This is a genomic window from Roseibium suaedae (assembly GCF_900142725.1).
Classification (GTDB): Bacteria; Pseudomonadota; Alphaproteobacteria; order Rhizobiales; family Stappiaceae; genus Roseibium; species Roseibium suaedae.
Genome location: NZ_FRBW01000004.1, coordinates 143855 through 164504, shown reverse-complemented (window position 1 = coordinate 164504; position 20650 = coordinate 143855). Strand labels below are relative to the sequence as shown.

The 20650-nt window shown below is 60.2% G+C and carries 19 protein-coding genes; 9 read left to right on the top strand and 10 right to left on the bottom strand.

Going from position 1 to position 20650, the window contains the following annotated elements; translation table 11 throughout:
- Positions 1 to 156 precede the first annotated feature (156 nt).
- The 3 genes from rlmN (at position 157) to BUA94_RS17130 (ending at position 2512) form a co-directional block, all read left to right on the top strand.
- Entirely contained in the window at positions 157 to 1425 is a 1269-nt protein-coding gene (gene rlmN / locus BUA94_RS17140; RefSeq protein WP_084082095.1) for a dual-specificity RNA methyltransferase RlmN, read from the top strand.
- A complete protein-coding gene (locus BUA94_RS17135; RefSeq protein WP_073014566.1) occupies positions 1406 to 1870 on the top strand; it encodes a hypothetical protein in 465 nt (154 codons plus the stop codon). Before rlmN ends, BUA94_RS17135 begins: the two co-directional genes overlap by 20 nt.
- Positions 1871 to 2023: 153 nt before the next feature.
- Positions 2024 to 2512 (top strand): hypothetical protein, encoded by a 489-nt coding sequence (locus tag BUA94_RS17130; RefSeq protein ID WP_073014565.1) that lies wholly within the window; start codon positions 2024 to 2026, stop codon positions 2510 to 2512.
- Positions 2513 to 2589: 77 nt separating this feature from the next.
- On the opposite strand, the gene BUA94_RS17125 is transcribed toward BUA94_RS17130, so the two are convergent.
- The 3 genes from BUA94_RS17125 to BUA94_RS17115 form a co-directional block, all read right to left on the bottom strand.
- Positions 2590 to 4143 carry an OpgD/OpgG family glucan biosynthesis protein gene (locus BUA94_RS17125; protein ID WP_073014564.1) on the bottom strand — a complete coding sequence of 518 codons (1554 nt, stop codon included), beginning with the start codon at positions 4141 to 4143 and terminating at the stop codon, positions 2590 to 2592.
- A gap of 217 nt (positions 4144 to 4360) precedes the next feature.
- Positions 4361 to 6553, bottom strand: coding sequence for a xanthine dehydrogenase family protein molybdopterin-binding subunit (locus BUA94_RS17120; protein ID WP_073014563.1), 2193 nt, complete (start codon positions 6551 to 6553; stop codon positions 4361 to 4363).
- 3 nt (positions 6554 to 6556) lie between these two features.
- Positions 6557 to 7018 carry a (2Fe-2S)-binding protein gene (locus tag BUA94_RS17115; RefSeq protein WP_073014562.1) on the bottom strand — a complete coding sequence of 154 codons (462 nt, stop codon included), beginning with the start codon at positions 7016 to 7018 and terminating at the stop codon, positions 6557 to 6559.
- Positions 7019 to 7193: 175 nt separating this feature from the next.
- Between BUA94_RS17115 and BUA94_RS17110 the strand changes: the two genes are divergently transcribed.
- From BUA94_RS17110 to BUA94_RS17095, 4 genes are all read left to right on the top strand, one after another.
- Positions 7194 to 7793 carry a TetR/AcrR family transcriptional regulator gene (locus tag BUA94_RS17110; protein ID WP_073014561.1) on the top strand — a complete coding sequence of 200 codons (600 nt, stop codon included), beginning with the start codon at positions 7194 to 7196 and terminating at the stop codon, positions 7791 to 7793.
- 158 nt (positions 7794 to 7951) lie between these two features.
- Entirely contained in the window at positions 7952 to 9172 is a 1221-nt protein-coding gene (locus tag BUA94_RS17105) for an argininosuccinate synthase (protein ID WP_073014560.1), read from the top strand.
- A 4-nt stretch (positions 9173 to 9176) separates the two neighbouring features.
- On the top strand, positions 9177 to 9884 hold the full coding sequence (locus tag BUA94_RS17100; RefSeq protein ID WP_073014559.1) for a hypothetical protein: 708 nt from the start codon (positions 9177 to 9179) through the stop codon (positions 9882 to 9884).
- Positions 9885 to 9896: 12 nt separating this feature from the next.
- On the top strand, positions 9897 to 10349 hold the full coding sequence (locus BUA94_RS17095; protein ID WP_073014558.1) for a TspO/MBR family protein: 453 nt from the start codon (positions 9897 to 9899) through the stop codon (positions 10347 to 10349).
- Between the two features lie 2 nt (positions 10350 to 10351).
- Here BUA94_RS17095 and folK read toward each other — a convergent pair whose 3' ends face one another.
- Together folK and folP are read right to left on the bottom strand one after the other, a co-directional pair.
- On the bottom strand, positions 10352 to 10855 hold the full coding sequence (gene folK / locus BUA94_RS17090; protein ID WP_073014557.1) for a 2-amino-4-hydroxy-6-hydroxymethyldihydropteridine diphosphokinase: 504 nt from the start codon (positions 10853 to 10855) through the stop codon (positions 10352 to 10354).
- Positions 10852 to 11685, bottom strand: a complete 834-nt coding sequence (gene folP / locus BUA94_RS17085) for a dihydropteroate synthase (RefSeq protein ID WP_073014556.1) — start codon at positions 11683 to 11685, stop codon at positions 10852 to 10854. Before folP ends, folK begins: the two co-directional genes overlap by 4 nt.
- 185 nt (positions 11686 to 11870) lie before the next feature.
- Between folP and BUA94_RS17080 the strand changes: the two genes are divergently transcribed.
- Positions 11871 to 13445 carry an alkaline phosphatase D family protein gene (locus BUA94_RS17080; protein ID WP_073014881.1) on the top strand — a complete coding sequence of 525 codons (1575 nt, stop codon included), beginning with the start codon at positions 11871 to 11873 and terminating at the stop codon, positions 13443 to 13445.
- A gap of 274 nt (positions 13446 to 13719) precedes the next feature.
- On the opposite strand, the gene BUA94_RS17075 is transcribed toward BUA94_RS17080, so the two are convergent.
- Both BUA94_RS17075 and BUA94_RS17070 read right to left on the bottom strand, forming a co-directional pair.
- Positions 13720 to 14898, bottom strand: coding sequence for a multidrug effflux MFS transporter (locus tag BUA94_RS17075; RefSeq protein ID WP_208980139.1), 1179 nt, complete (start codon positions 14896 to 14898; stop codon positions 13720 to 13722).
- Between the two features lie 98 nt (positions 14899 to 14996).
- Positions 14997 to 15458, bottom strand: a complete 462-nt coding sequence (locus BUA94_RS17070; RefSeq protein WP_073014554.1) for a MarR family winged helix-turn-helix transcriptional regulator — start codon at positions 15456 to 15458, stop codon at positions 14997 to 14999.
- Between the two features lie 214 nt (positions 15459 to 15672).
- Between BUA94_RS17070 and typA the strand changes: the two genes are divergently transcribed.
- On the top strand, positions 15673 to 17496 hold the full coding sequence (gene typA / locus BUA94_RS17065; protein ID WP_073014553.1) for a translational GTPase TypA: 1824 nt from the start codon (positions 15673 to 15675) through the stop codon (positions 17494 to 17496).
- 570 nt (positions 17497 to 18066) lie between these two features.
- Here the strand turns inward: typA and BUA94_RS17060 are convergent.
- The 3 genes from BUA94_RS17060 to rsmG form a co-directional block, all read right to left on the bottom strand.
- Entirely contained in the window at positions 18067 to 18978 is a 912-nt protein-coding gene (locus tag BUA94_RS17060; RefSeq protein WP_073014552.1) for a ParB/RepB/Spo0J family partition protein, read from the bottom strand.
- Between the two features lie 179 nt (positions 18979 to 19157).
- Complete coding sequence (locus BUA94_RS17055; RefSeq protein WP_073014551.1) at positions 19158 to 19982, bottom strand: ParA family protein; 825 nt, start codon at positions 19980 to 19982, stop codon at positions 19158 to 19160.
- Entirely contained in the window at positions 19979 to 20650 is a 672-nt protein-coding gene (gene rsmG, locus BUA94_RS17050) for a 16S rRNA (guanine(527)-N(7))-methyltransferase RsmG (protein WP_073014550.1), read from the bottom strand. Before rsmG ends, BUA94_RS17055 begins: the two co-directional genes overlap by 4 nt.

Below are 20650 nucleotides of genomic sequence, written 5' to 3'. Positions count from 1 at the left end.
GGCATAGCTGCCGCCCAGGCAAGAAGCTTGATTTTTTGCCCTTTCTGTGGTTTTCAGCGGGGCAGAAAAGATACCAGCGCGGCCAATTGGACCGGCGCGGATAGGCCCCGGCGTTTCATCAGGGCCGGCAAGCCAGATACACAACGGATCTCTAGAATGGCCATGACGCTCGATATCGCGCGGGACAACCCCAATGCGCCGTCCGTGACTGCATCCCGCCCGGATGCAGCACAGCCCGCAAATGATCAGGCGCCCGCCGCCGTGATCGCGCCTGTCATGAGCGAAGACAAGCCGCCTCTGATCGGCCTCAGCCGGGAAGAACTCGCGGATGCCATGGCCAGCATCGGCATTCCGGAAAAGCAGCGCCGCATGCGCGCCTCCCAGCTCTGGCACTGGCTCTATGTGCGCGGCGTCTCCGATTTTTCCCTGATGACCAACATCGCCAAAGACCTGCGCACCAAGCTTGCAGAGGCCTTTTCGATTGCACGGCCGGAAATCGTCAGCGAGCTGATTTCCGTCGACGGCACGCGCAAGTGGCTGTTCCGCTTCCCGGCGCGCGGCGCAGGCCGTCCGGTCGAAGTCGAAACGGTCTATATTCCGGAAGAGGGCCGGGGGACACTCTGCGTCTCCTCCCAGGTCGGCTGCACGCTGACCTGCACCTTCTGCCACACCGGCACCCAGCGCATGGTCCGCAACCTGACCTCGGAAGAAATCCTGGCTCAGGTGCTGATGGCCCGTGACCGGCTTGGCGATTTCCCGGACACCAACACGCCCCAAGGCGCCATCGTTCCCTCGGAAGGACGCATGGTCACCAACATCGTCATGATGGGCATGGGCGAGCCGCTGTATAATTTCGAGAACGTGAAAAAGGCCCTGCTGATCGCTTCTGATGGTGACGGCCTGTCTCTCTCCAAGCGCCGCATCACCCTGTCCACCTCCGGCGTCGTGCCGGAAATCGCGCGGACCGGCGATGAAATCGGCTGCATGCTTGCCATTTCGCTGCACGCGGTGCGTGACGACCTGCGCGACGTTCTGGTGCCGATCAACAAGAAGTGGGCGATCAAGGAACTGCTGGACGCCTGCCGCGCCTATCCGGGCCTGTCGAATGCCAAGCGCATCACCTTTGAATATGTGATGCTCAAGGGCGTGAATGACAGCAATCAGGACGCTCTTGATCTGGTCCGCCTGCTCAAGGGTATCCCGGCAAAGATCAACCTGATCCCGTTCAACCCCTGGCCGGGGTCTGAATACGAGTGTTCCGATTGGGACCGGATCGAGGAATTCGCGGACATCGTGAACCGTGCGGGTTACGCATCGCCGATCCGCACGCCCCGTGGCCGCGATATCTTCGCAGCTTGCGGCCAGCTGAAATCCGCCTCCGAGCGCATGCGCAAGAAGGACCGGGATGCAGGAACGGCTGCCTGATGGCATGGAAATGCGCAAGCGCAGCTGGCTCGCCGGCCTCGCGCTGGTCTTTGCAGGCTATTGCCTGGCCGTGATTGCAGCGACTTTTGTCTGCTTTACGGTGTTTCAGACAGTTGCCCTGGCAAGGGATCTCATGGCAGGCGGCGAGCCCTTCTATTTCGATCTGGAGGGCTATTTCCTCGGCGCCGTCATCACGTTCGGCACGGCCTGGCCGGGTTTCTTGCTGAGCATTGGCACAAGCGCTGCGTTCAAGATCCGCTCTCTTCTTTATTTCGCCATCACCGGCGTAGGAACCGCGATGCTCGCAGTCCCGTTTCTGGTGACTGTTTCGGGCGCGAACAGCCTTTATGACGAATTGCTCCTCAGCTCTCCCGCAGTCTATCTCGGCGGCTTCGCAGGCGGCATCCTCTACGGCCTGTTTGCCCGGCGCGTGCACCTCGTTTGATGACGGCAACTTCACCTTCCGGTGAGGTCACAAGGCCCATGGCGTGAGTTTCCGCGATAAATTCTGATCAAAGCGTGAGTTGCGCGGATCAGGTTTTGGAGCGAGCTTGGCAGGAACAAAGCGTTTCCCGCCAAACCGTTTCCAGGGGGCATTATGACCGCAAGTTCTTCTCTCCCGGCCTCACGGCCTCTGTTTCCGCCGCTCAGCATCTCAATTCTCGTCACGGCAATCATCGCAGGCGTTGCCGCCGATCTGCTGTGGGAGGTCTGGGCGCGAGGCATCACGCCCCTTCTGGTCGGCGGCCCGCTAGAGCCGGCAGCGCTCGTGCAGTCAGTCTTTGGTCTTTCCAGCCGGGTTCTTGCTGAGATCATTCACGGCGTCGTCGGCGTTGTGTTCTACCCGCTTGGATACTTGTTTGTCGCCCGCCCCATTGCGCGTGTCGTGACGCCCTTCCTGCCCTGGTGGATCGTTGGTCTTGGCTTCGGCGCGGGCCTTTGGGTCTTTGCCCTCTACATCATGGCCCATCTCATCGCCGGACTGCCGCCCTTCCTCGGCTTCATCCCGCTCGCCTGGGCCTCGCTGGCCGGTCACCTGATCTTCGGCCTGACCACTGCAGCCGTGGTCCGCTGGCGCAAGGCTTGATCCGAAAGGCCACCTGCAAACACCAAAAAAAGGCCGCCCAATGGACGGCCTTTTCAGTATCCGGATTGAAGGCCGGCTTAGTGCGGCTTGGCAACAATCTCGTGGGACAGCTGGCCTAGCCAGGTCTCCGTCAGAACATCATCGTCCTTCTTGAGATAGGCACGGGCTTCGATCGGCTCGTGATCAAACACCTTGGTGTCAAACACCAGACGCCACCGGTCGGTGCCGACCACGGGCAGTACATAGGGATTGATCGCCTCGCCCTTTGAGAGCTCAATGACCGGCGTAACCCCGTCGTTCTGACCAAGACCCTTGAGGGAAGGCCCCTCGAACTCGATCACCATCTTGATCTGGTCCTGCGGACGCGACTGTCCGGGAACCCCACCCTGGCCGCCACGGGTTGCCACGACACGGGCACCTGCCGGCGGCAGCGGATGAGCATCCTTCCAGTACATGCGGTAGGCGAAATGCTTTTCGCTGCCGGCGACCGGCAGATCCTTCGGGATGAAATAGGCAACGATGTTGTCAAAGATCTCGTCATCGGTCGGGATCTCGACCAGCTGCACGGCACCATCACCAAAGGGCTGGGTCGGCTCGATCCAGACAGACGGGCGCTTGTCATAGAAGACGCCGTCGTCCTCATAGTTCTCGAAAGCCCGGTCGCGCTGAGCCAGACCAAAACCCTTGACGTTGTTGGCCATGAAGGTGGAGGTGCGCAGCGCGCGCGGGTTATTGAGCGGACGCCAGATCTGCTCGCCTTCCGCGCTGACGATGGCCAGACCATCCGTGTCATGCACTTCCGGACGCCAGTCCAGACCGGTCGACCGGTTGGTCTCAGAATACCAGTACATGCTGGTGAGCGGTCCAATGCCCAGACGTTCAACCGGAGCACGGAAGAACAGGCGGCTGTCGATGTCCATGACCTGGCCTTCACCTTCCCGGTTGAGCATGGTCATCTTGTAGGCACCGGCGACAGACGGAGAATCCATCAGGGCATAGATGGTGATCGTTTCCTGGTCGGACTTCGGCGCTTCGAACCAGAAGGCGGTGAAGCGCGGAAATTCCTCAGGCTTGGACATGCCGGTGTCAATCGCAAGCGCCCGTGCCGACTGGCCATACTGATGGGACTGGCCGTCGGTGCGGAAATAGGCCGCGCCAAGGAAGGAAATCCAGTCGGTCTTCAGGTCCGGTCGCATGACGCGGAAGCCGGCAAAGCCGATGTCGGCCGGAAGATCGCGGGCCGGGCTGTCCTCGGGCATGTCGAAATAGGCAGGATTGTAGAGGATCTCGCGGGACTGACCGTCCGCAACCTCGTTCAGCTTCACCGGCAGCTTGAAGAAGCGGCCGCTGTGAAAGAACTGAACCGGCACGCCCGGAGCAATGTCGACGGTCTCTTCCGGCTTGAAGCGGATCTTCCAGTGAGCGTCATAGTCGATCTTCTCGAGCGTATCGCCAGCACGGACCGGCTGCTCCTTGTAGGGAGATGCCGCAAGCTTGCGGGCCTCGTCAACGACCGTGTCAAAAGAGAAGGGAGTTGGCGTGCCGCGCAGGCCGGACAAGGTGCCCGCCTGGGCAGCGCTTGTCGCAAGGAAAGCGGCAAGAAAGAACAATCGGGAGAAGGAGGCGCGCATGGATCACCCTTGGAGAACAAAAGTGCCCCGAAACCGGTCTAAACTTGCCGATTTCCTGCAGGGCGGCGGTTATTACAGGGAACTCCACAAAGCATGCAAGCGGAGTTTCATGCTGCAACCTGCGCTACAGCAATTTTGTTCTTCGCCAAAGAATAAGGCCGCCCGAAGGCGGCCTTAAAAGAAGCGCTAAACTCCTGTCCGGACTTGGGTCCGCCGGTCAGGCGTAGCCATGCCGGGAGAAGGGCAGCACCGTCACCCATTCGCCCTTTGCCGCTGCAATCGCATTGGCAACCGCAGGCCCGACCGGAGGCGTGCCAGGCTCGCCAATGCCCGTTGGGGCTTCGGTCGATGGCACGATATGGACCTCGACCTTCGGCATGTCAGTCATGCGGAGCGGCAGATAGGTATCGAAGTTGGACTGATCCACTTCGCCGTCCGTCATGGTGATCTCGTTGCGCAGAACCGCACCAAGGCCATAACCGACGCCGCCTTCCACCTGGGCAACGATGTTGTCCGGGTTGATAGGCAGACCGCAATCGACTGCGCAGGTCACCTTTTCGACCTTCACCGTTCCGTCTTCGCGGAACGAGATTTCCGCAACCTCGGCCACATAGGATCCAAAGGATTCCACCGCCGCGATGCCGCGATAGCGGCCCTCGGGCAGGGGGGTGCTCCAGTTGGCCTTTTCGGCCACCAGCTTGAGCACGCCTGCAAGACGCTCGTTCTTGATGCGCTTCAGACGGTAGTCCAGCGGATCTTCGCCAGCTTCCTTTGCCAGCCGGTCCATCATGGTTTCGGCAACAAACCCGGTGTGGGTGTGACCAACCGAACGCCACCAAAGCACCGGAACCGGCGTCTTGGCGTTATGAACCTCGGTCTGGAAGGCGGGAAGCTCATAGGGCAACTCGCCAATGCCTTCGACCGTGGTCGCATCAACGCCATCCTTCATCGCGAACTGCTCGAAAGCGGTTCCCTGCATGATGGACTTTGCCGCGACACGGTGGCTCCAGCCTGTAACCTGGCCCTTGTCGTCAAAACCGACCTTCGCCTTGTGCGCAACCATCGGACGATAGTAGCCGCCGCGAATGTCGTCTTCGCGGGTCCAGACCACCTTGATCGGCTGAGCGGCGTTGCCTGCCTCCAGCCGGGCCTTGGCGATCAGGGCGGCTTCGGCGAAATAGTGGCTGTCCGGCTGCGCACGGCGGCCGAAGGAACCACCTGCCCAGGTGGTGTTGATCGTGACCTTGTCCGGCGTCAGGCCCAAGATCTTGCTCGAAACCATCTGGTCGATGGTCTGGAACTGGGATCCGGTCCAGAATTCGGCCTTCTCGCCATCAAAGAACACGGTGATGTCGAGCGGCTCCATCGGCGCATGGGCCAGGAACGGGAAGGCGTAGTCGACCTCAATCACCTTTGCGGCCGAAGCGATGGCAGCTTCCGCATCTCCATGGCTGCCGGGAACCGAAATGCCCTTGGTTGCCGTCATGTCGGCAAGTTCCTTGGCCATCTCGTCCGTGCTGCGGGTTTCTGCGCCGCTTTCGTCCCAGGTGACTTCAAGAAGGTCGCGGGCCGCGATCGCCGGCCAGGTCGAGGTTGCCAGAACGGCAACGCCGCTCGGCACCTGCACCACATCCACGACACCCTTCACTTCGCGGGCCTTGGCAGCTTCAAAGCCAGTCGGAACGCCGCCAAACCGGGGCGGACGTGCAAGCACCGCCACCAGCATGTTTTCGGCCTGATGGTCCATGCCATAAAGGCCAACGCTGCCGTGGCTCTTGGCCGGGACATCCACACGGGGGAAGGACTTGCCGATATAGACCCATTGATCGGGGGTCTTTAGCACTGGTTCTGCCGGCACATCCTCATTGGCTGCCAATGCCGCAAGATCACCGAAGCTCGCGGACTGGCCACTGGCGGAGGTGACGACGCCCTTGGAGACGGTGATCGTCGCCGCATCAACGCCCCATTTGCGCGCGGCGGCAGCTACGAGCATGGCCTTGGCGGCTGCCCCTGCCGTCCGGTACTGCAGGAAGGAATTGGCCATGGCTGTCGAGCCGCCGGTTCCCTGCATGCCGAAGGCGAGGTTCTTGTAGAGCTCCACATTTGCCGGAGCAAAATTGGTTTCAATCTGGGCAGCATCCGCATCCAGCTCATCAGCGACAAGCGTGGCAAGGCCCGTTGCCGTGCCCTGTCCCTTGTCGAGATGCTTGATCAGTACCACGACCTTGTTGTCCGGCCGGATGTGCACGAACGGCTGGGCGAAATCGCCTTCGCTTGCGAATGCCTTGCGGGAGGCACCGGGCAGGCTCGCCGCCAGAATGAAACCGCCAACACCTGCAGCAGACATCTTCAGGAAGCTGCGGCGGGACGGCTTTGCAGCCTGGATCTGATCCTTCATGAAATGAAACATGGCTCAGGCCTCCATCTTTTCGGCGGCGACATGAATGGCCTGCCGGATACGGGCATAGGTGGCACACCGGCAGACGTTGCCGTCCATGGCCGCATCGATGTCTTCGTCGGTCGGCTTGGGGGTTTCGCTCAGAAGTGCGGTAGCCGCCAGGATCTGGCCGGACTGGCAATAACCGCATTGCGCGACAGACAATTCTTCCCACGCAGAACGGACAGCATCTGCTGCCTTGCCGGAAACCCCTTCGATTGTCGTGATACTTGTACCTTCCGCGTCCTGAAGGCTTGTCTGGCAGGACCGGATCGGAATGCCATCCTGATGCACGGTGCAGGCACCGCATTGGGCAACCCCACAGCCGAACTTGGTACCCGTCATTCCAAGTTCATCCCGAATGACCCACAAAAGGGGTGTTTCAGGATCGGCATCAATGATACGAGAAGTCCCGTTTATAGTTACTGATACGGACATATCCCAGCGCTCCCTCGGCTTGTCGGAAATGGCTAAAGGGGGTAAACTCTACAGTGCAGCTTAAATGCTTTCGAGCAAAAAGTAAACTGACGAGTTTACATGGGAACACGGATCGAGGGATTCAAGAGCACCGGCGTGAAAAATCACGCTCTGGAATGGCGGGCATTTTCACGACATGGCGTTAGCGGAACAGAAAAACAAGCAGATCATTGAAGCAGCCATTGCCGAATTTCAGGAAAAGGGCTTCGCTGGCGCCAGCATGGATCGAATTTCCGAGCGCGCCCAGGTTTCCAAGCGGACGGTCTATAACCATTTCGAGAGCAAGGAAGCGCTGTTCAAGGCCATTACCGAATGTCTGGCCGGCCGGGTGCAATCCTATCTGCATGTGTCCTTCGACCCGAAGGCTCCCATCCGCGATGAATTGATCCGCCTCGGCTGGAGCCAGGGCAAGCTTCTGACGGACCCTTGCGCCATGTCGATGGTGAAGATGGTTCTGGGCGAAGTCCTGAGAGACCCTGATCTTGCCTCGCATATGAACAAGCGCATGGAAATGGTCATGATCATCAAGACCTTTCTCGACGCGACTGTCAAAAGCGGCCACCTCAACATTCCAGACACATTGACGGGCGCTGAACAGTTTCTCGGCCTGATCAAGGCGCGGGGCTTCTATCCGAAGATGTTCGGGGAGGCCGTCGCGACACACGAGGAGATGGAGCGGATCATCGAGGAAACCGTCGACATGTTCCTCAGCCGCTATGGCACGGGGAAAGCCTGACCGCATCCGAGCCGTCGATTTCCCGGCGGATCACCCGACCTTGCAGACAAGACCCCGGTTTCTCCCCCTTGCGCTGCCGCATTTACCGGCTAAATTGCGCCGGAGTTTTCACGGCCCTTCAGGGCCTCAGACACTGAACTGAACGGATCCCAGATACCATGGCCCATGGCGACATCAAGAAGGTCGTGCTTGCCTATTCCGGCGGCCTCGATACTTCCATCATCCTGAAGTGGCTCCAGACCGAACTTGGCGCGGAAGTCGTGACCTTCACGGCCGACCTCGGCCAGGGCGAAGAGCTGGAACCGGCCCGCAAGAAGGCAGAAATGCTGGGCATCAAGGAGATCTTCATCGAGGACGTGCGCGAAGAGTTTGTCCGCGACTTCGTCTTCCCGATGTTCCGTGCCAATGCCGTCTATGAAGGCGTCTATCTGCTGGGCACCTCCATCGCCCGTCCGCTGATCTCCAAGCACCTGATCGAGATTGCCAAGAAGACCGGCGCAGACGCGATCGCCCATGGCGCAACCGGCAAGGGCAACGACCAGGTCCGCTTCGAACTCTCCGCCTATGCGCTGAACCCGGACATCAAGATCATCGCCCCGTGGCGTGACTGGACCTTCAAGTCCCGTACCGACCTTCTGGACTTTGCCGAAAAGCACCAGATCCCGGTCGCAAAGGACAAGAAGGGCGAAGCACCGTTCTCCGTGGACGCCAACCTCCTGCACTCGTCTTCCGAAGGCAAGGTTCTGGAAGACCCGGCGCTCGAGGCTCCGGAATATGTGCATATGCGCACCATTTCCCCGGAAGCAGCTCCGGACCAGCCGACCGTCATCAAGATCGGTTTCGAGCGCGGTGACGCCGTTTCCATCAATGGCGAGCGCCTGTCCCCGGCAACACTGCTGGCCAAGCTGAACGACTATGGCCGTGACAATGGCATCGGCCGTCTGGATCTGGTCGAGAACCGCTTCGTCGGCATGAAGAGCCGCGGCGTTTACGAAACGCCGGGCGGTACCATCCTTCTGGCCGCACACCGCGCGATGGAATCCATCACCCTCGACCGCGGCGCAGCCCACCTGAAGGACGAGATCATGCCGCGCTATGCAGAGCTGATCTACTACGGCTTCTGGTTCTCTCCGGAACGCGAAATGCTGCAGGCCTTGATCGACAAGAGCCAGGAGCATGTGGAAGGCGAAGTGACGCTGAAGCTCTACAAGGGCAACGTCATCGTCACCGGCCGCGAAAGCCCGAAGTCGCTTTATTCCGACAAGCTGGTCACGTTCGAAGACGACCACGGCGCCTACGACCAGAAGGACGCCGCAGGCTTCATCAAGCTGAACGCCCTGCGCCTGCGGACACTCGCCAAGCGCAACCAGATCGGTTGATCCAATGACAGAACCGGCCGCGGATCCGCTCCATGACGAGCTGTCCGCGGCCGGTTTTTTTGTGCTCGGGCGCTTTCGCCCCCAGCCGGCAGATCAGCTTCCCGACCTGGCAGACGGACGGCCAGTCAAGTCCGTCCTCATGGTTGCCAATGCGGGACCAGACCTGTGGGACCGTTTCTCCCGCTCGCCGGAATTTGCAGATGGTCTGGCTGATCCGCTGGACCGCTACACCAAGCGCTGCCTTCTCGGAATTGCCAGCAACGCGGATCTCGAACCGCTGTTTCCCTTTGAAGGCCCGCCCTATCATCCATTCCAGAAATGGGCGCGTCGAGCAGCCGATCTCTCCCAAAGCCCGCTTGGCGTTCTGGTCAGTCCCATTTTCGGCCCATGGCTCGGATTGCGGGCAGCCCTCTTGTCACCGCAAGATCTCAGCGACCCAATCCACCTGCCCGGGGAGGGGCCATGTCCCACCTGTGACGAAAAGCCCTGCATTGCGGCCTGTCCCGTTGGCGCAATCGATGCCAAGCGCGGATATGATGCAACCCTGTGCAGCGCCCATCTTGCCCAGATAGGGAGTAGCCCTTGCTGGTCAGGCTGCCTGTCCCGCTCTAAGTGTCCCCATGGACAAAGTTTTGCTCCACCGCCGGATCAGGCCCGCTTTCACATGAAGGCATTCCTGGCGCTGATGCCGTCCACGGCGGTGAAACCCTGAAGGAATTCTCCGATGCAGCGCTGGCTCGGTCTTGCTGTCTTCCTTGCCGCAGTTCTCGGCATTGGCCTCTTCATCGGGGCAACCAATCTGCCCGGTCCCTGGTATCAGGGGTTAGAGAAGCCTGCATTGACCCCGCCGAACTGGCTGTTCGCCCCCGCCTGGACAACGCTCTACGTGCTGATTGCCATTGCCGGGTGGCGCACCTGGCTGCGGGGAGGCTCCTCCCCAGCGTTCCTGACCTGGTGGGCACAGATGCTGCTCAATTTCGCCTGGAGCCCGGTGGTCTTCCGCCTGCATAATCTGGGCGCAGGTGCCGTGATCATCCTGGCAATGCTGGCGGCAATCCTGCTGTTTCTGCGGCTCACCTGGAACCGGGACCGCATCGCAGCGCTTTGCTTCGTGCCCTATGCGATCTGGGTGTCCTTCGCGGCCTATCTGAACATAAGCCTCTACACGCTGAACTGATTTCAGTCGCGCAGCAGAACAACGTCGGCAACGTCCGGGCAGGTCTGGAGGGCTTCTTCGGCCGTCCGGCCATCGCCGATCGGCGCATCCGGCCAGATTTCCACGAGCGGGACAAGTACGAAGGCCCGCTCACCCATGCGCGGATGCGGAATGGTGAGGTGCTCCTCATCCACCTTGTCCTGGCCATAGATCAGGACATCGATGTCGATGATCCTCGGGCCCCAACGCACATCCCGGACCCGGCCAAGTTCTTTCTCGATCTCCAGACACCGCTCCAGCAACTGGCGAGGGGGGAGGCTCGTCTCGATGGTCAGGCAGATGTTGCGATAGTCGTCCTGAGGCACCGGACCCCAGGGCGGAGTGCGATAGTCAGACGAGCGGGCCAGAACCCGGATGCCTTCGCTGCTGTCCAGACGCGCAACAGCGGCCTCCAGATGCCCCCGGGTATCGCCCATGTTCGATCCGAGGCCCAGGGCAGCCCGCACGGAACCATTTTCAAAGGTCATAGAACTCTCTCCGCGCGGGCCGCCGCCAGAATGCGGGCAGCATCCGCATGGGCCCGGACATCATGCGCACGAACGATGTCCGCGCCCTTCTGCATGGCAATCAGGTGAACGGCAAGAGAACCAAACAATCTCTCGTCTGTTTCGACGTTCAGGACCGCCCCGATCATGCGCTTGCGCGACGCGCCAGCCAGGATCGGCAGCCCGTGCTTGGCAAACTCATGCAGGCGATTGAGCACCAGGAAGTTCTGGTCCATTGTCTTGCCGAAACCGAAGCCCGGATCCAGGATCTGCTTTTCCCGGGGGATTCCGGCCCTGTCAGCAAGGTCCATGGAGCGCTCGAACCAGCGGTCCATGTCGGCCATGATGTCGGCAGCAGGCTCGGCTTCCAGACGGTTATGCATCATGATCACGTGAGCACCGGTTTCAGCTGCTATCTCCGGCATCGCAGGGTCCTTCTGCAGGCCCCAGACGTCATTGATGATGACAGCCCCGGCAGCACAGGCGAGACGGGCCGTCTCTGCCTTGTAGGTGTCTATGGAGACAGGAACACCGAGCGCGGCAACCGGTTCGATGATCCGTTGAAGCCGCTCCCATTCCTGCTCTTGAGATACCGGGGCAGACCCGGGCCGCGTGCTTTCAGCTCCGATGTCGATGATGTCCGCGCCTTCCGCGATCATCAGCCGGGCATGGGCGAGGGCAGCTTCCGCGTCATCATGACGGCCGCCATCAGAGAAACTGTCCGGCGTCACGTTCAGGATGCCCATTACATGCGGTCTTGCAGCCGCTCCCGAGGAGGCGGGCAACACATAGCTCTTGGTGTCAGGTGACATGTCTCAGATCCCGTTTCCGGCTGTGTGACGCTTCCTGTAGAATTGGTCAAGGCAGGAGCGGCAGGCGTGTCATGAAATCTTCGGCAGGCTGTCACGAAGGTTTAATCAGCCTGTCAGGAACGGCCTGCATTGAATCCGGGCAATGAGGGATGGCACCGCCATTCGCCAGCCATGGAGCCAGCACTATGAAATTGCGTTTTTCCCGCCGCTCTTTTTTGAAAACATCCGCTGCGACCGGCCTGGTCTATGCAAGCGGACTTGCCATGCCGGCCATTTCGCGTGCCGCATCCCGCCCGGTGGTGACCCATGGTCTGCAGTCCGGCGATGTGGATGCAAACTCCGGCATGATCTGGGGCCGGACGGACCGTCCTGCGAAGATGTTGGTGGAATTCGATACGACCGGTTCGTTTGAAAATCCGACGCGTCTTGCTCCGATCAACGCCTTCCCGGACAGCGACTTTGCCGCCAAGCGCCTGCTGGAAGGCCTGCCGTCCGATCAGGATATCTTCTACCGCGTGGCCTTTGCCGATCTCAACGACGTCAACGCCCTGTCGGAGCCCGCTGTTGGCCGCTTCCGCACCGCTCCCGCTTCCCGCCGCAACGTGCGCTTTGCCTGGTCCGGTGACACTGTCGGGCAGGGCTGGGGCATCGACAAGGACCAGGGCGGCATGAAGACCTATGCCACCATGGCCAAGCACAGCCCGGACTTCTTCATCCATTCCGGCGATACGATCTATGCGGACGGCCCGCTGAAAGAAACCGTCGAGATGAAGGATGGAACCGTCTGGAAGAACCTCATGACGGAAGAAAAGTCCAAGGTTGCCGAAACGCTGGACGAGTACCGCGGCCAGTGGAAATACAATCTGATGGACGAGAACCTTCTCGCCTTCAACGCCGCAGTGCCGACCTTCTTCCAGTGGGACGACCATGAAGTCGTCAACAACTGGTCAGCTTCCAAGGACCTGACTGACGACGACCGCTACACGGAAAAGAACGTGCAGGTTCTGGCGGCCCGGGCCGCGCAAGCTTTCCACGAGCTGACCCCGATCCGCTACATGCCCGCTGAACCTGGCCGTATCTATCGCAAGATTGCCTATGGCCCGCTGCTGGACGTGTTCTTCCTGGACCTGCGGACCTATCGCGGCCCGAATGCGGACGGCATGCAGGACGAGATCACCGCACAGTCCCAGATCCTCGGTGCTGAACAGCTGGCCTGGCTGAAGCGGGAACTGATCAACTCCCGCGCCACCTGGAAGGTCATCGCCTGCGACATGCCGATCGGTCTGTGCGTCTGGGACACGGTGAATGGCGAAAAGCGCACGGAAGCCGTTGCCAACGGCGACAACGGCGCCCCCAAGGGCCGCGAACTGGAGTTCGCCGATCTGCTGCGCTTCATCAAGTCGGCCGATATCGACAATATCGTCTGGCTGACGGCGGATGTTCACTACACGGCTGCCCATTACTACAATCCGGACAAGGCCCAGTTCCAGGACTTCAAGCCCTTCTGGGAATTCGTTTCCGGGCCGATCCACGCCGGCACCTTCGGTCCGAACGACCTCGACATGACCTTTGGTCCGGAAGTGAAGTTCGTGAAGGCGCCGACCGCCGAGCAGGGGGCCAATCTGGCCCCGTCCATGGGCCTGCAGTTCTTCGGCCTTGTCGATATTGATGGCCAGAGCGAACAGCTCACCGTCCGCCTGATGGACCGGGACGACGTCGAACTGCACAAGGTGACCCTGGATCCGGTTCGCCAGGGCTAAGCCGCCCGGCCCCTGAAATTTACCAGTGGGGAGCGCGTGAGAACGTGCTCCCTCAGACTGCTGACAAAGGTATCAAGCTCTCGATAGTCATCCCGGCCAAGCGGAGCGCGAGCCGGGACCGGTGAGCCGGAAGAGTAACGGGTTCAATCAGTTGACTGCCGGCGCGCCTCGGTTCACCGGTCCCGGATCTCCGCTTCGCTGCGTCCGGGATGACAATTTGTTAGGTTTGTCATCAACCTCGGGGAGCGCGTGAGATCGCGCTCCCTGTTTGCATTCAGGCCGACTTCGCGCGCAATCCCATCAGAAGATAGATCAGGATGCCCGTGATCGGCATGGCTGGAACAATGGTCTGCATGCCGAGGAGGGGATCGCCCAGGGACGCAATCATCAGACTGCCGGCAATGCCGCCGCCGAACTGCAGGAAGCCAACCATGGAGGAGGCAGCGCCTGCAATTTGCGGAAAATCACGCATGGCATTGGTCAGACAAGCTGGCAGCACGAAGGACAGCGAGAAGGCAAAGATGCCGACGGGTCCCATGACCGTCAGATAGCTTGGCGGGAATGCCCGCAAGAGCACGATCATGGCAATCGCCCCAATCATCATGCCCGCCATTCCGATCGGCACCAGACGCTCCGCATCCATGCGCTTGAGCAGGCGGCCAGACACAAGCGTTCCGGAAATGAAGGAAAAGGACTGCAACATCATGCCCATGCCGAACTGGGATGGCGTGAGCCCAACCGCATGGATGAGCACGAAAGGCTGGACGGTTGCCATCGTGTAGATGTTGCCCAGGCAAAAGCCGAGAAGCAGGCTCGGCCGCATGAAGCGGCTATCTTTCAGCAAGGTCGCGTAATTGCGCAGCAACCGGCCCGGATGAATGTTGGACAGGGACAGGAACCGGTTGGTTTCCGGCTGAAACAGCGCGACGGCCACCATCAGGATCAGGCCATAGCCGATCATGCAGTAGAAAATTTCCCGCCAGCCGAAGAGCTCCAGAATAAACCCGCCGAGAGTAGGGGAGGCAGCCGGCCCGAGAGCGAGCATGGTGGCAACCGTATTCATGATCTGTGCAGACTGCTGACCGGTATACTGATCGCGGACAATCGAACGTGACACGGAGATGCCCACCGCTGCCCCGATCCCTTGCAAGGTTCTTGCAATCATCATCCACTCGACCGTCGGCGCAAAACTCGCCAGCACCGTCGAGGTCAGATAAAGGGTCAGGAAGGCAAGGGTAACCGGTTTGCGGCCAAAGGCATCGGTGAGGGGGCCGCATAGAAGCTGGGTCACTGCGAAGCCGGCAAAATAGGCCGTCAGTGTCAGCTTGATCATGGACTCCGTCGTTCCGAAGTCGACCGCCAGCGCTGGCATGGCTGGCGTATAGAGCGCCATGGTGATCGGGCCGATGGCGACCAGCGCCGCACCGAGGATCGACGTCCGCAGCACGCTCATGGGCGGCGCAGAATGCGAAGGGGGTTCCATTTTCATTGGTTTGCAGGACGTTTCCTGGACCTGGCCTCCCCACGCAACGGGATCCGGACCAAATTGGGTTACCTGGTTAAGGCTTCTGTTTCGACGTTCAGGAGATTGTCTTTCAAGGTTCCCAGAAGTCCTTCAAGAAGCTTCCGTTGATCCTCCGACAACCCGAAAAGCACCTCTTCACGGAGGTCCTTCATGACGGCACCAATCTTGTCCAGAACCGGATCGGCCTCTTCCGTGAGCACGATCAGCTTTGCACGACGGTCGGCCGGATCGGCCTGGCGGACAATCAACCCGGCCCGTTCCAGCGCATCCAGATAGCCAACGAGCGTCATCGGCTCGACGTTCATGCGGTCGGCAAGAGCCGTCTGCCGAAGCCCGGGATTGCGCCAGATGAACGCTAAGGCCCGCGCCTCAGCCACGGTCAAACCCGTGTCCACATGGGAGAGAGCGATCTCGAACCTTTTACGGAGCAGGCGGGCAGTATCCACGATCATCAGCGTGATGCTTGATTCTGGAGCCAGAGGCTTCATGAAATCTCCAATTAGTAAGGCTACCTTATGATGTAGCTCTGAATTGACTAATGTCAAGCAAGCTCGCCGCAAACTGCCGTCACTGCATTGCACAAACCAGCCATTCAGACTATATAGACCGCAAATTTCGGCCTATCAGGCTGAATCCCGGAAAACGAGAGCCAAGACACACCTGCGGGCCCCAAAGGCCCGCAGTGTCTTTTTGGAGCCTGACATGAATCTCCGAAATATCGCCATCATTGCCCACGTCGACCACGGCAAGACAACCCTGATCGACGTTCTGCTCAAGAAATCTGGCGCATTCCGCGACAACCAGCGGACAGAAGAGCGCATGATGGACAGCAACGACATCGAGCGCGAACGCGGCATTACCATTCTTGCCAAGGTCACCTCGCTGGTCTGGAACGACACCCGCATCAACATCGTGGACACCCCGGGCCACGCCGACTTCGGTGGTGAAGTCGAGCGTATCCTGCACATGGTCGACGGTGTGGTCCTGCTGGTGGACGCCGCTGAAGGCCCGATGCCGCAGACAAAGTTCGTTCTTGGCAAGGCGCTGAAGCTCGGCCTGAAGCCGATCGTCGCGATCAACAAGATCGACAAGCCGGAACAGCGTGCAGACGAAGTGCTGGACGAAGTGTTCGACCTGTTCGCATCTCTTGATGCCAACGAAGAGCAGCTCGACTTCCCGGTTCTCTACGGTTCCGCCAAGCAGGAATGGATGTCCACCGAGCCGGATGGCCCGAAGGACAGCATGGCTCCGCTGTTTGACATGGTTCTGGACAAGGTCGCACCGCCGGCAGCTGAGCCGGGCGCTTTCAAGATGCTGGCCACCACGATCCAGTCCGACCCGTTCCTCGGCCGCATTCTGACCGGCCGTATCGTATCCGGCACCGCCATTCCGAACATGCCGATCAAGGCCCTGAGCCGCGATGGCAAGCAGGTCGAAACCGGCCGCGTGTCCAAGATCCTCGCATTCCGTGGCCTTGAGCGCCAGGCGATCGAGCAGGGTGATGCAGGCGATATCGTTTCCATCGCCGGCCTGACCAAGGCAACCGTGGCAGACACGCTCTGCGCACCGGAAATCAACGAGCCGCTGACCGCACAGCCGATCGATCCGCCCACGCTGTCCATGACCTTCCGCGTCAACGACAGCCCGCTGGCAGGCACCGAAGGCACCAAGGTTCAGTCCCGCGTCATCCGCGAGCGCCTGATGAAGGAAGCCGAAGGCAACGTGGCTCTGAAGGTTGAAGAAACCGATGAGCCGGACGCGTTCATCGTATCCGGCCGCGGCGAACTTCTGCTCGCCATCCTGATCGAAAACATGCGCCGCGAAGGCTTCGAACTGGGTGTCGGCCGTCCGCGCGTCGTGTTCCAGTATGACAAGGATGGCAACCGCCTCGAGCCGATCGAAGAAGTCATCATCGACGTTGATGAAGAGTTCTCCGGCGCAGTGGTTCAGAAGCTGCAGGAACGCAAGGCTGACCTTCTAGAGATGCGTCCGTCCGGCGGTGGCCGCACCCGTCTGGTCTTCACTGCTCCGACCCGTGGTCTGATCGGTTACCAGGCCGAGCTGATGTCCGACACGCGCGGTTCTGCAATCTTCAACCGTCTGTTCCACGCTTACGAGCCGTTCCGTGGGCCGATCCAGGGCCGCCACACCGGCGTGCTTCTGTCGAACGCCCAGGGTGAGGCCGTTGCCTATGCTCTGTTCAACCTGGAAGACCGTGGTCCGATGATGATCGACCCGGGCACCAAGGTTTATGCCGGCATGATCATTGGCGAACATACCCGCGGCAACGACCTGGAAGTGAACGTTCTGAAGGGCAAGCAGCTCACCAACATCCGCTCTGCGGGCAAGGACGATGCTGTCAAGCTGACCACGCCGAAGCGTCTGACGCTGGAAGCCGCTCTGTCTTACATCGCGGACGACGAGCTGGTGGAAGTGACGCCGGAATCCATCCGTCTGCGCAAGGCGATCCTGGATCCGAACGATCGCAAGCGTGCCGAACGCGCTGCCAACAAGACCACTGCCTGATTTCAGGCATAAGACACCAGTCTTCAGAAACGGCGGTCCTCACGGGCCGCCGTTTTTGTTTGTCCTGCATGGATCGTGAAAGCTCAAAAGGCCCCTACCCTATCGGCGGATTTTGAAGACCTCGGGCATTGACTGAACGTTGCCCGCCTAGAATAGAAACAAGATAAATATCAATAGGTTATTTCCAAGGAAGATCTCCCCAGAGGAACCCGATGTGGTCGAACTGTGGAACAGAGACGCGGCGACGCGCGTCTGTCAGGAAATCCGCCAGGAAAACAGAAAAGCCGGAGCATCACCCCGGCATCAGGCTTCTGACAAAAGTACCAAGCTCTCGAACGTCATCCCGGCCAAGCGGAGCGCGAGCCGGGACCGGTGCGCCGGAAGAGCTTCGATTTCTATCGGCTGCCTGCCCCCGCATGCCTCGGCTCACCGATCCCGCATCTCCGCTTCGCTGCGTGCGGGATGACGAACGGATGGGTTTGTCGTCAAACTAAAGGCCGGAGCATTGCCCCGGCCTTCGTCAAAACTTTTCGGATCCGAATCCAATCAGATCCGCATGTCCTTCAAAGGTCAGCGGGTCTCAACGCCCAGCTTGCGGCAGATCTCATCCAGCTGCTCAAGAGAGCTATATTTGATCTTGAGATCACCGCTCTCCTTGCCCCGCTTGTGACCGACCACCACCTTGAGCCCCAGGACGTCCGTGAGACGCTTTTCCAGGGCCTTGGTGTCTGCATCCTTCTCGACCTTCGGACCGGCCGTCTTGATGCCCGACAGGAGCTTCTTGAGGGCTTCTGGATCCTGCGCCAGCTTCTCCGCATCACGGACGGTCAGGCCCTTCTCCACGATCACTTCTGCAAGGGCAGCAGGATCTTCAACCGTGATCAGCGCACGGGCGTGGCCTGCGGTCAGAAGACCTTCCGCGAGATAGTCCTTCACAGAGTTCGGAAGCTTCAGCAGGCGCATGGTGTTGGCGACATGGCTGCGGCTCTTGCCGATCATCTTGGCCAGTTCACCCTGGCTGTAGTTGAATTCAGCGGTGAGCTGGTCGTAGCCCATGGCTTCTTCAATCGGGTTCAGGTCGGCGCGCTGAACGTTTTCGATGATTGCGAGCTCGAGTGCTTCCTGGTCCGTCACATCACGGATGATGATCGGAGCCTCGTGGAGCCCTGCCCTCTGCGCCGCGCGCCAGCGGCGCTCGCCCGCGATGATCTCAAAGCGGTCGTTGCTGCCGGCAGCCGGACGCACGAGGATCGGCTGCACAATGCCCTTGGCTCGCAAGGATTCCGTCAGATCAGAAAGATCCTTCTCGGTGAAGGTCTTGCGCGGGTTCCGCGGGTTCGGAACAAGGTTCTCAATCGGAACCTTGCGGCTGTCACGCTGAACGCGCTCAGGGACAGGAGCGTCCTGATGAACGACGGAATCGCCGATCAGCGCCGCCAGACCACGACCGAGCCGCTTGTTCTTGGTAGTATCTTCAGCCATGCCGCACCTGGTTCTTTCTTCTCGTTCGATAGCCGATGCCTGGAGCATCGCTCAGTCACCACACGCTGCCGGATGGGTGACTGCTGACCTGGAGGAAACGCGTCCGCCTACGGCCCCGGCCCAGATCCTGGCTCAGACCATATCGGAACCGACTCGTTTCCTGAAACGCCGCTCTTGCCTCAAGCCGCGACGCGGCGCAAGTCCCGTTCCCGCTGAATGATCTCGGAAGCAAGGCGCAGATAGGCCTGGCTGCCGGAACATTTCAGGTCATAAAGCAGAGCTGGCTTTCCGTAGGACGGCGCTTCGGAAATCCGGACATTCCGGGGGATAACGGTGTCGTAGACCGCGTCACCCATCGTCTCGCGCACGTCTGCCACCACCTGAGAAGACAGGTTGTTGCGGCTGTCATACATGGTCAGGACGATGCCATGAATGGTCAGCTGCGGGTTCAGGGCATTGCGCACCTGCTCAACCGTGCTGAGCAACTGACTGAGACCTTCCAGCGCGAAAAACTCGCACTGAAGCGGAACCAGAATGGAATGGGACGCGGACAGCGCGTTGATCGTCAGGAGGTTCAAGGACGGCGGACAATCGACGAGCACATAGGTAAAGCCGATCTCCTGGAACATGCGCGAGCGCGTGAGCTGCTCGATGGCTGCCCGAAGACGGAACGCACGGTCACTGGAAGAGGCAATCTCAAGCTCGAGGCCCAGAAGGTCCATGGTGGACGGAGCCACCCAGAGACGCGGCACAGCCGTATCCTTGATCGCCTCATCCAGCGAGCAATCCCCGCTTAGCACGTCGTAAGTGGACAGGCCGCGATCACGGCGCTCGATGCCAAGACCGGTGGACGCGTTGCCCTGCGGGTCGAGATCGATCACCAGGACCTTTTCGCCAATGGCGGCGAGCGCGGTGCCAAGATTGATGGCGGTCGTGGTCTTGCCCACCCCACCCTTCTGATTGGCGAGAGCGAGAACCCGCGGCGTTTCTGGAAGCATGCTCATGAACCGACACCTTCCTGGCTGAGCCGGCGGGAAACCTTGGAAAGCAAAAGCATCCGGCTCGTTGGATCAACAATGCTTTTCTTTTCTACCATGTCGAATGTCCAAGTGTGAGACGCTTCGTTAACTTCTCGTTGAAAATCTTGACCTTTGTGGAAAACGCAGACCGCACCTTGGCTCGTGAACGGCTCGGACAGGTCCAGAAGCAAATCCAGCGCGGCCAGTGCGCGCGCAGACACCGCATCCACAGGACCATGGGACCATGATTTCGCAACCGACTCGATCCGTCCCGAATGCACTGTTCCACGTGAACCGGTCTCGCGTAGAGCCGTGCGCAGGAATGCCACCTTGCGCTGGTTGCTCTCGATCATGTGGACATGGGCGTCCGGATCATCGGCCTGCAGGATAGCTGTAACCACCCCGGGGAATCCGGCACCGCTGCCAATGTCGACCCAGACCTTCGCCTCCGGCAAAGTCCGCTTTGTCTGAATGCTGTCGACCACATGACGTGTCCAGATATCCGGGATCGTCGAAGGGGCAATGAGGTTCTGTGCGGGCTGCCACTTCAGAACCAGGTCGACGTAGATCTGGAGTCTTTCCACTGTTTCACGTGAAACACCCCCCAGCTTATTCACAGCTTCTCCAGAGCTTTTCAGCAGACTGCTCCCCAT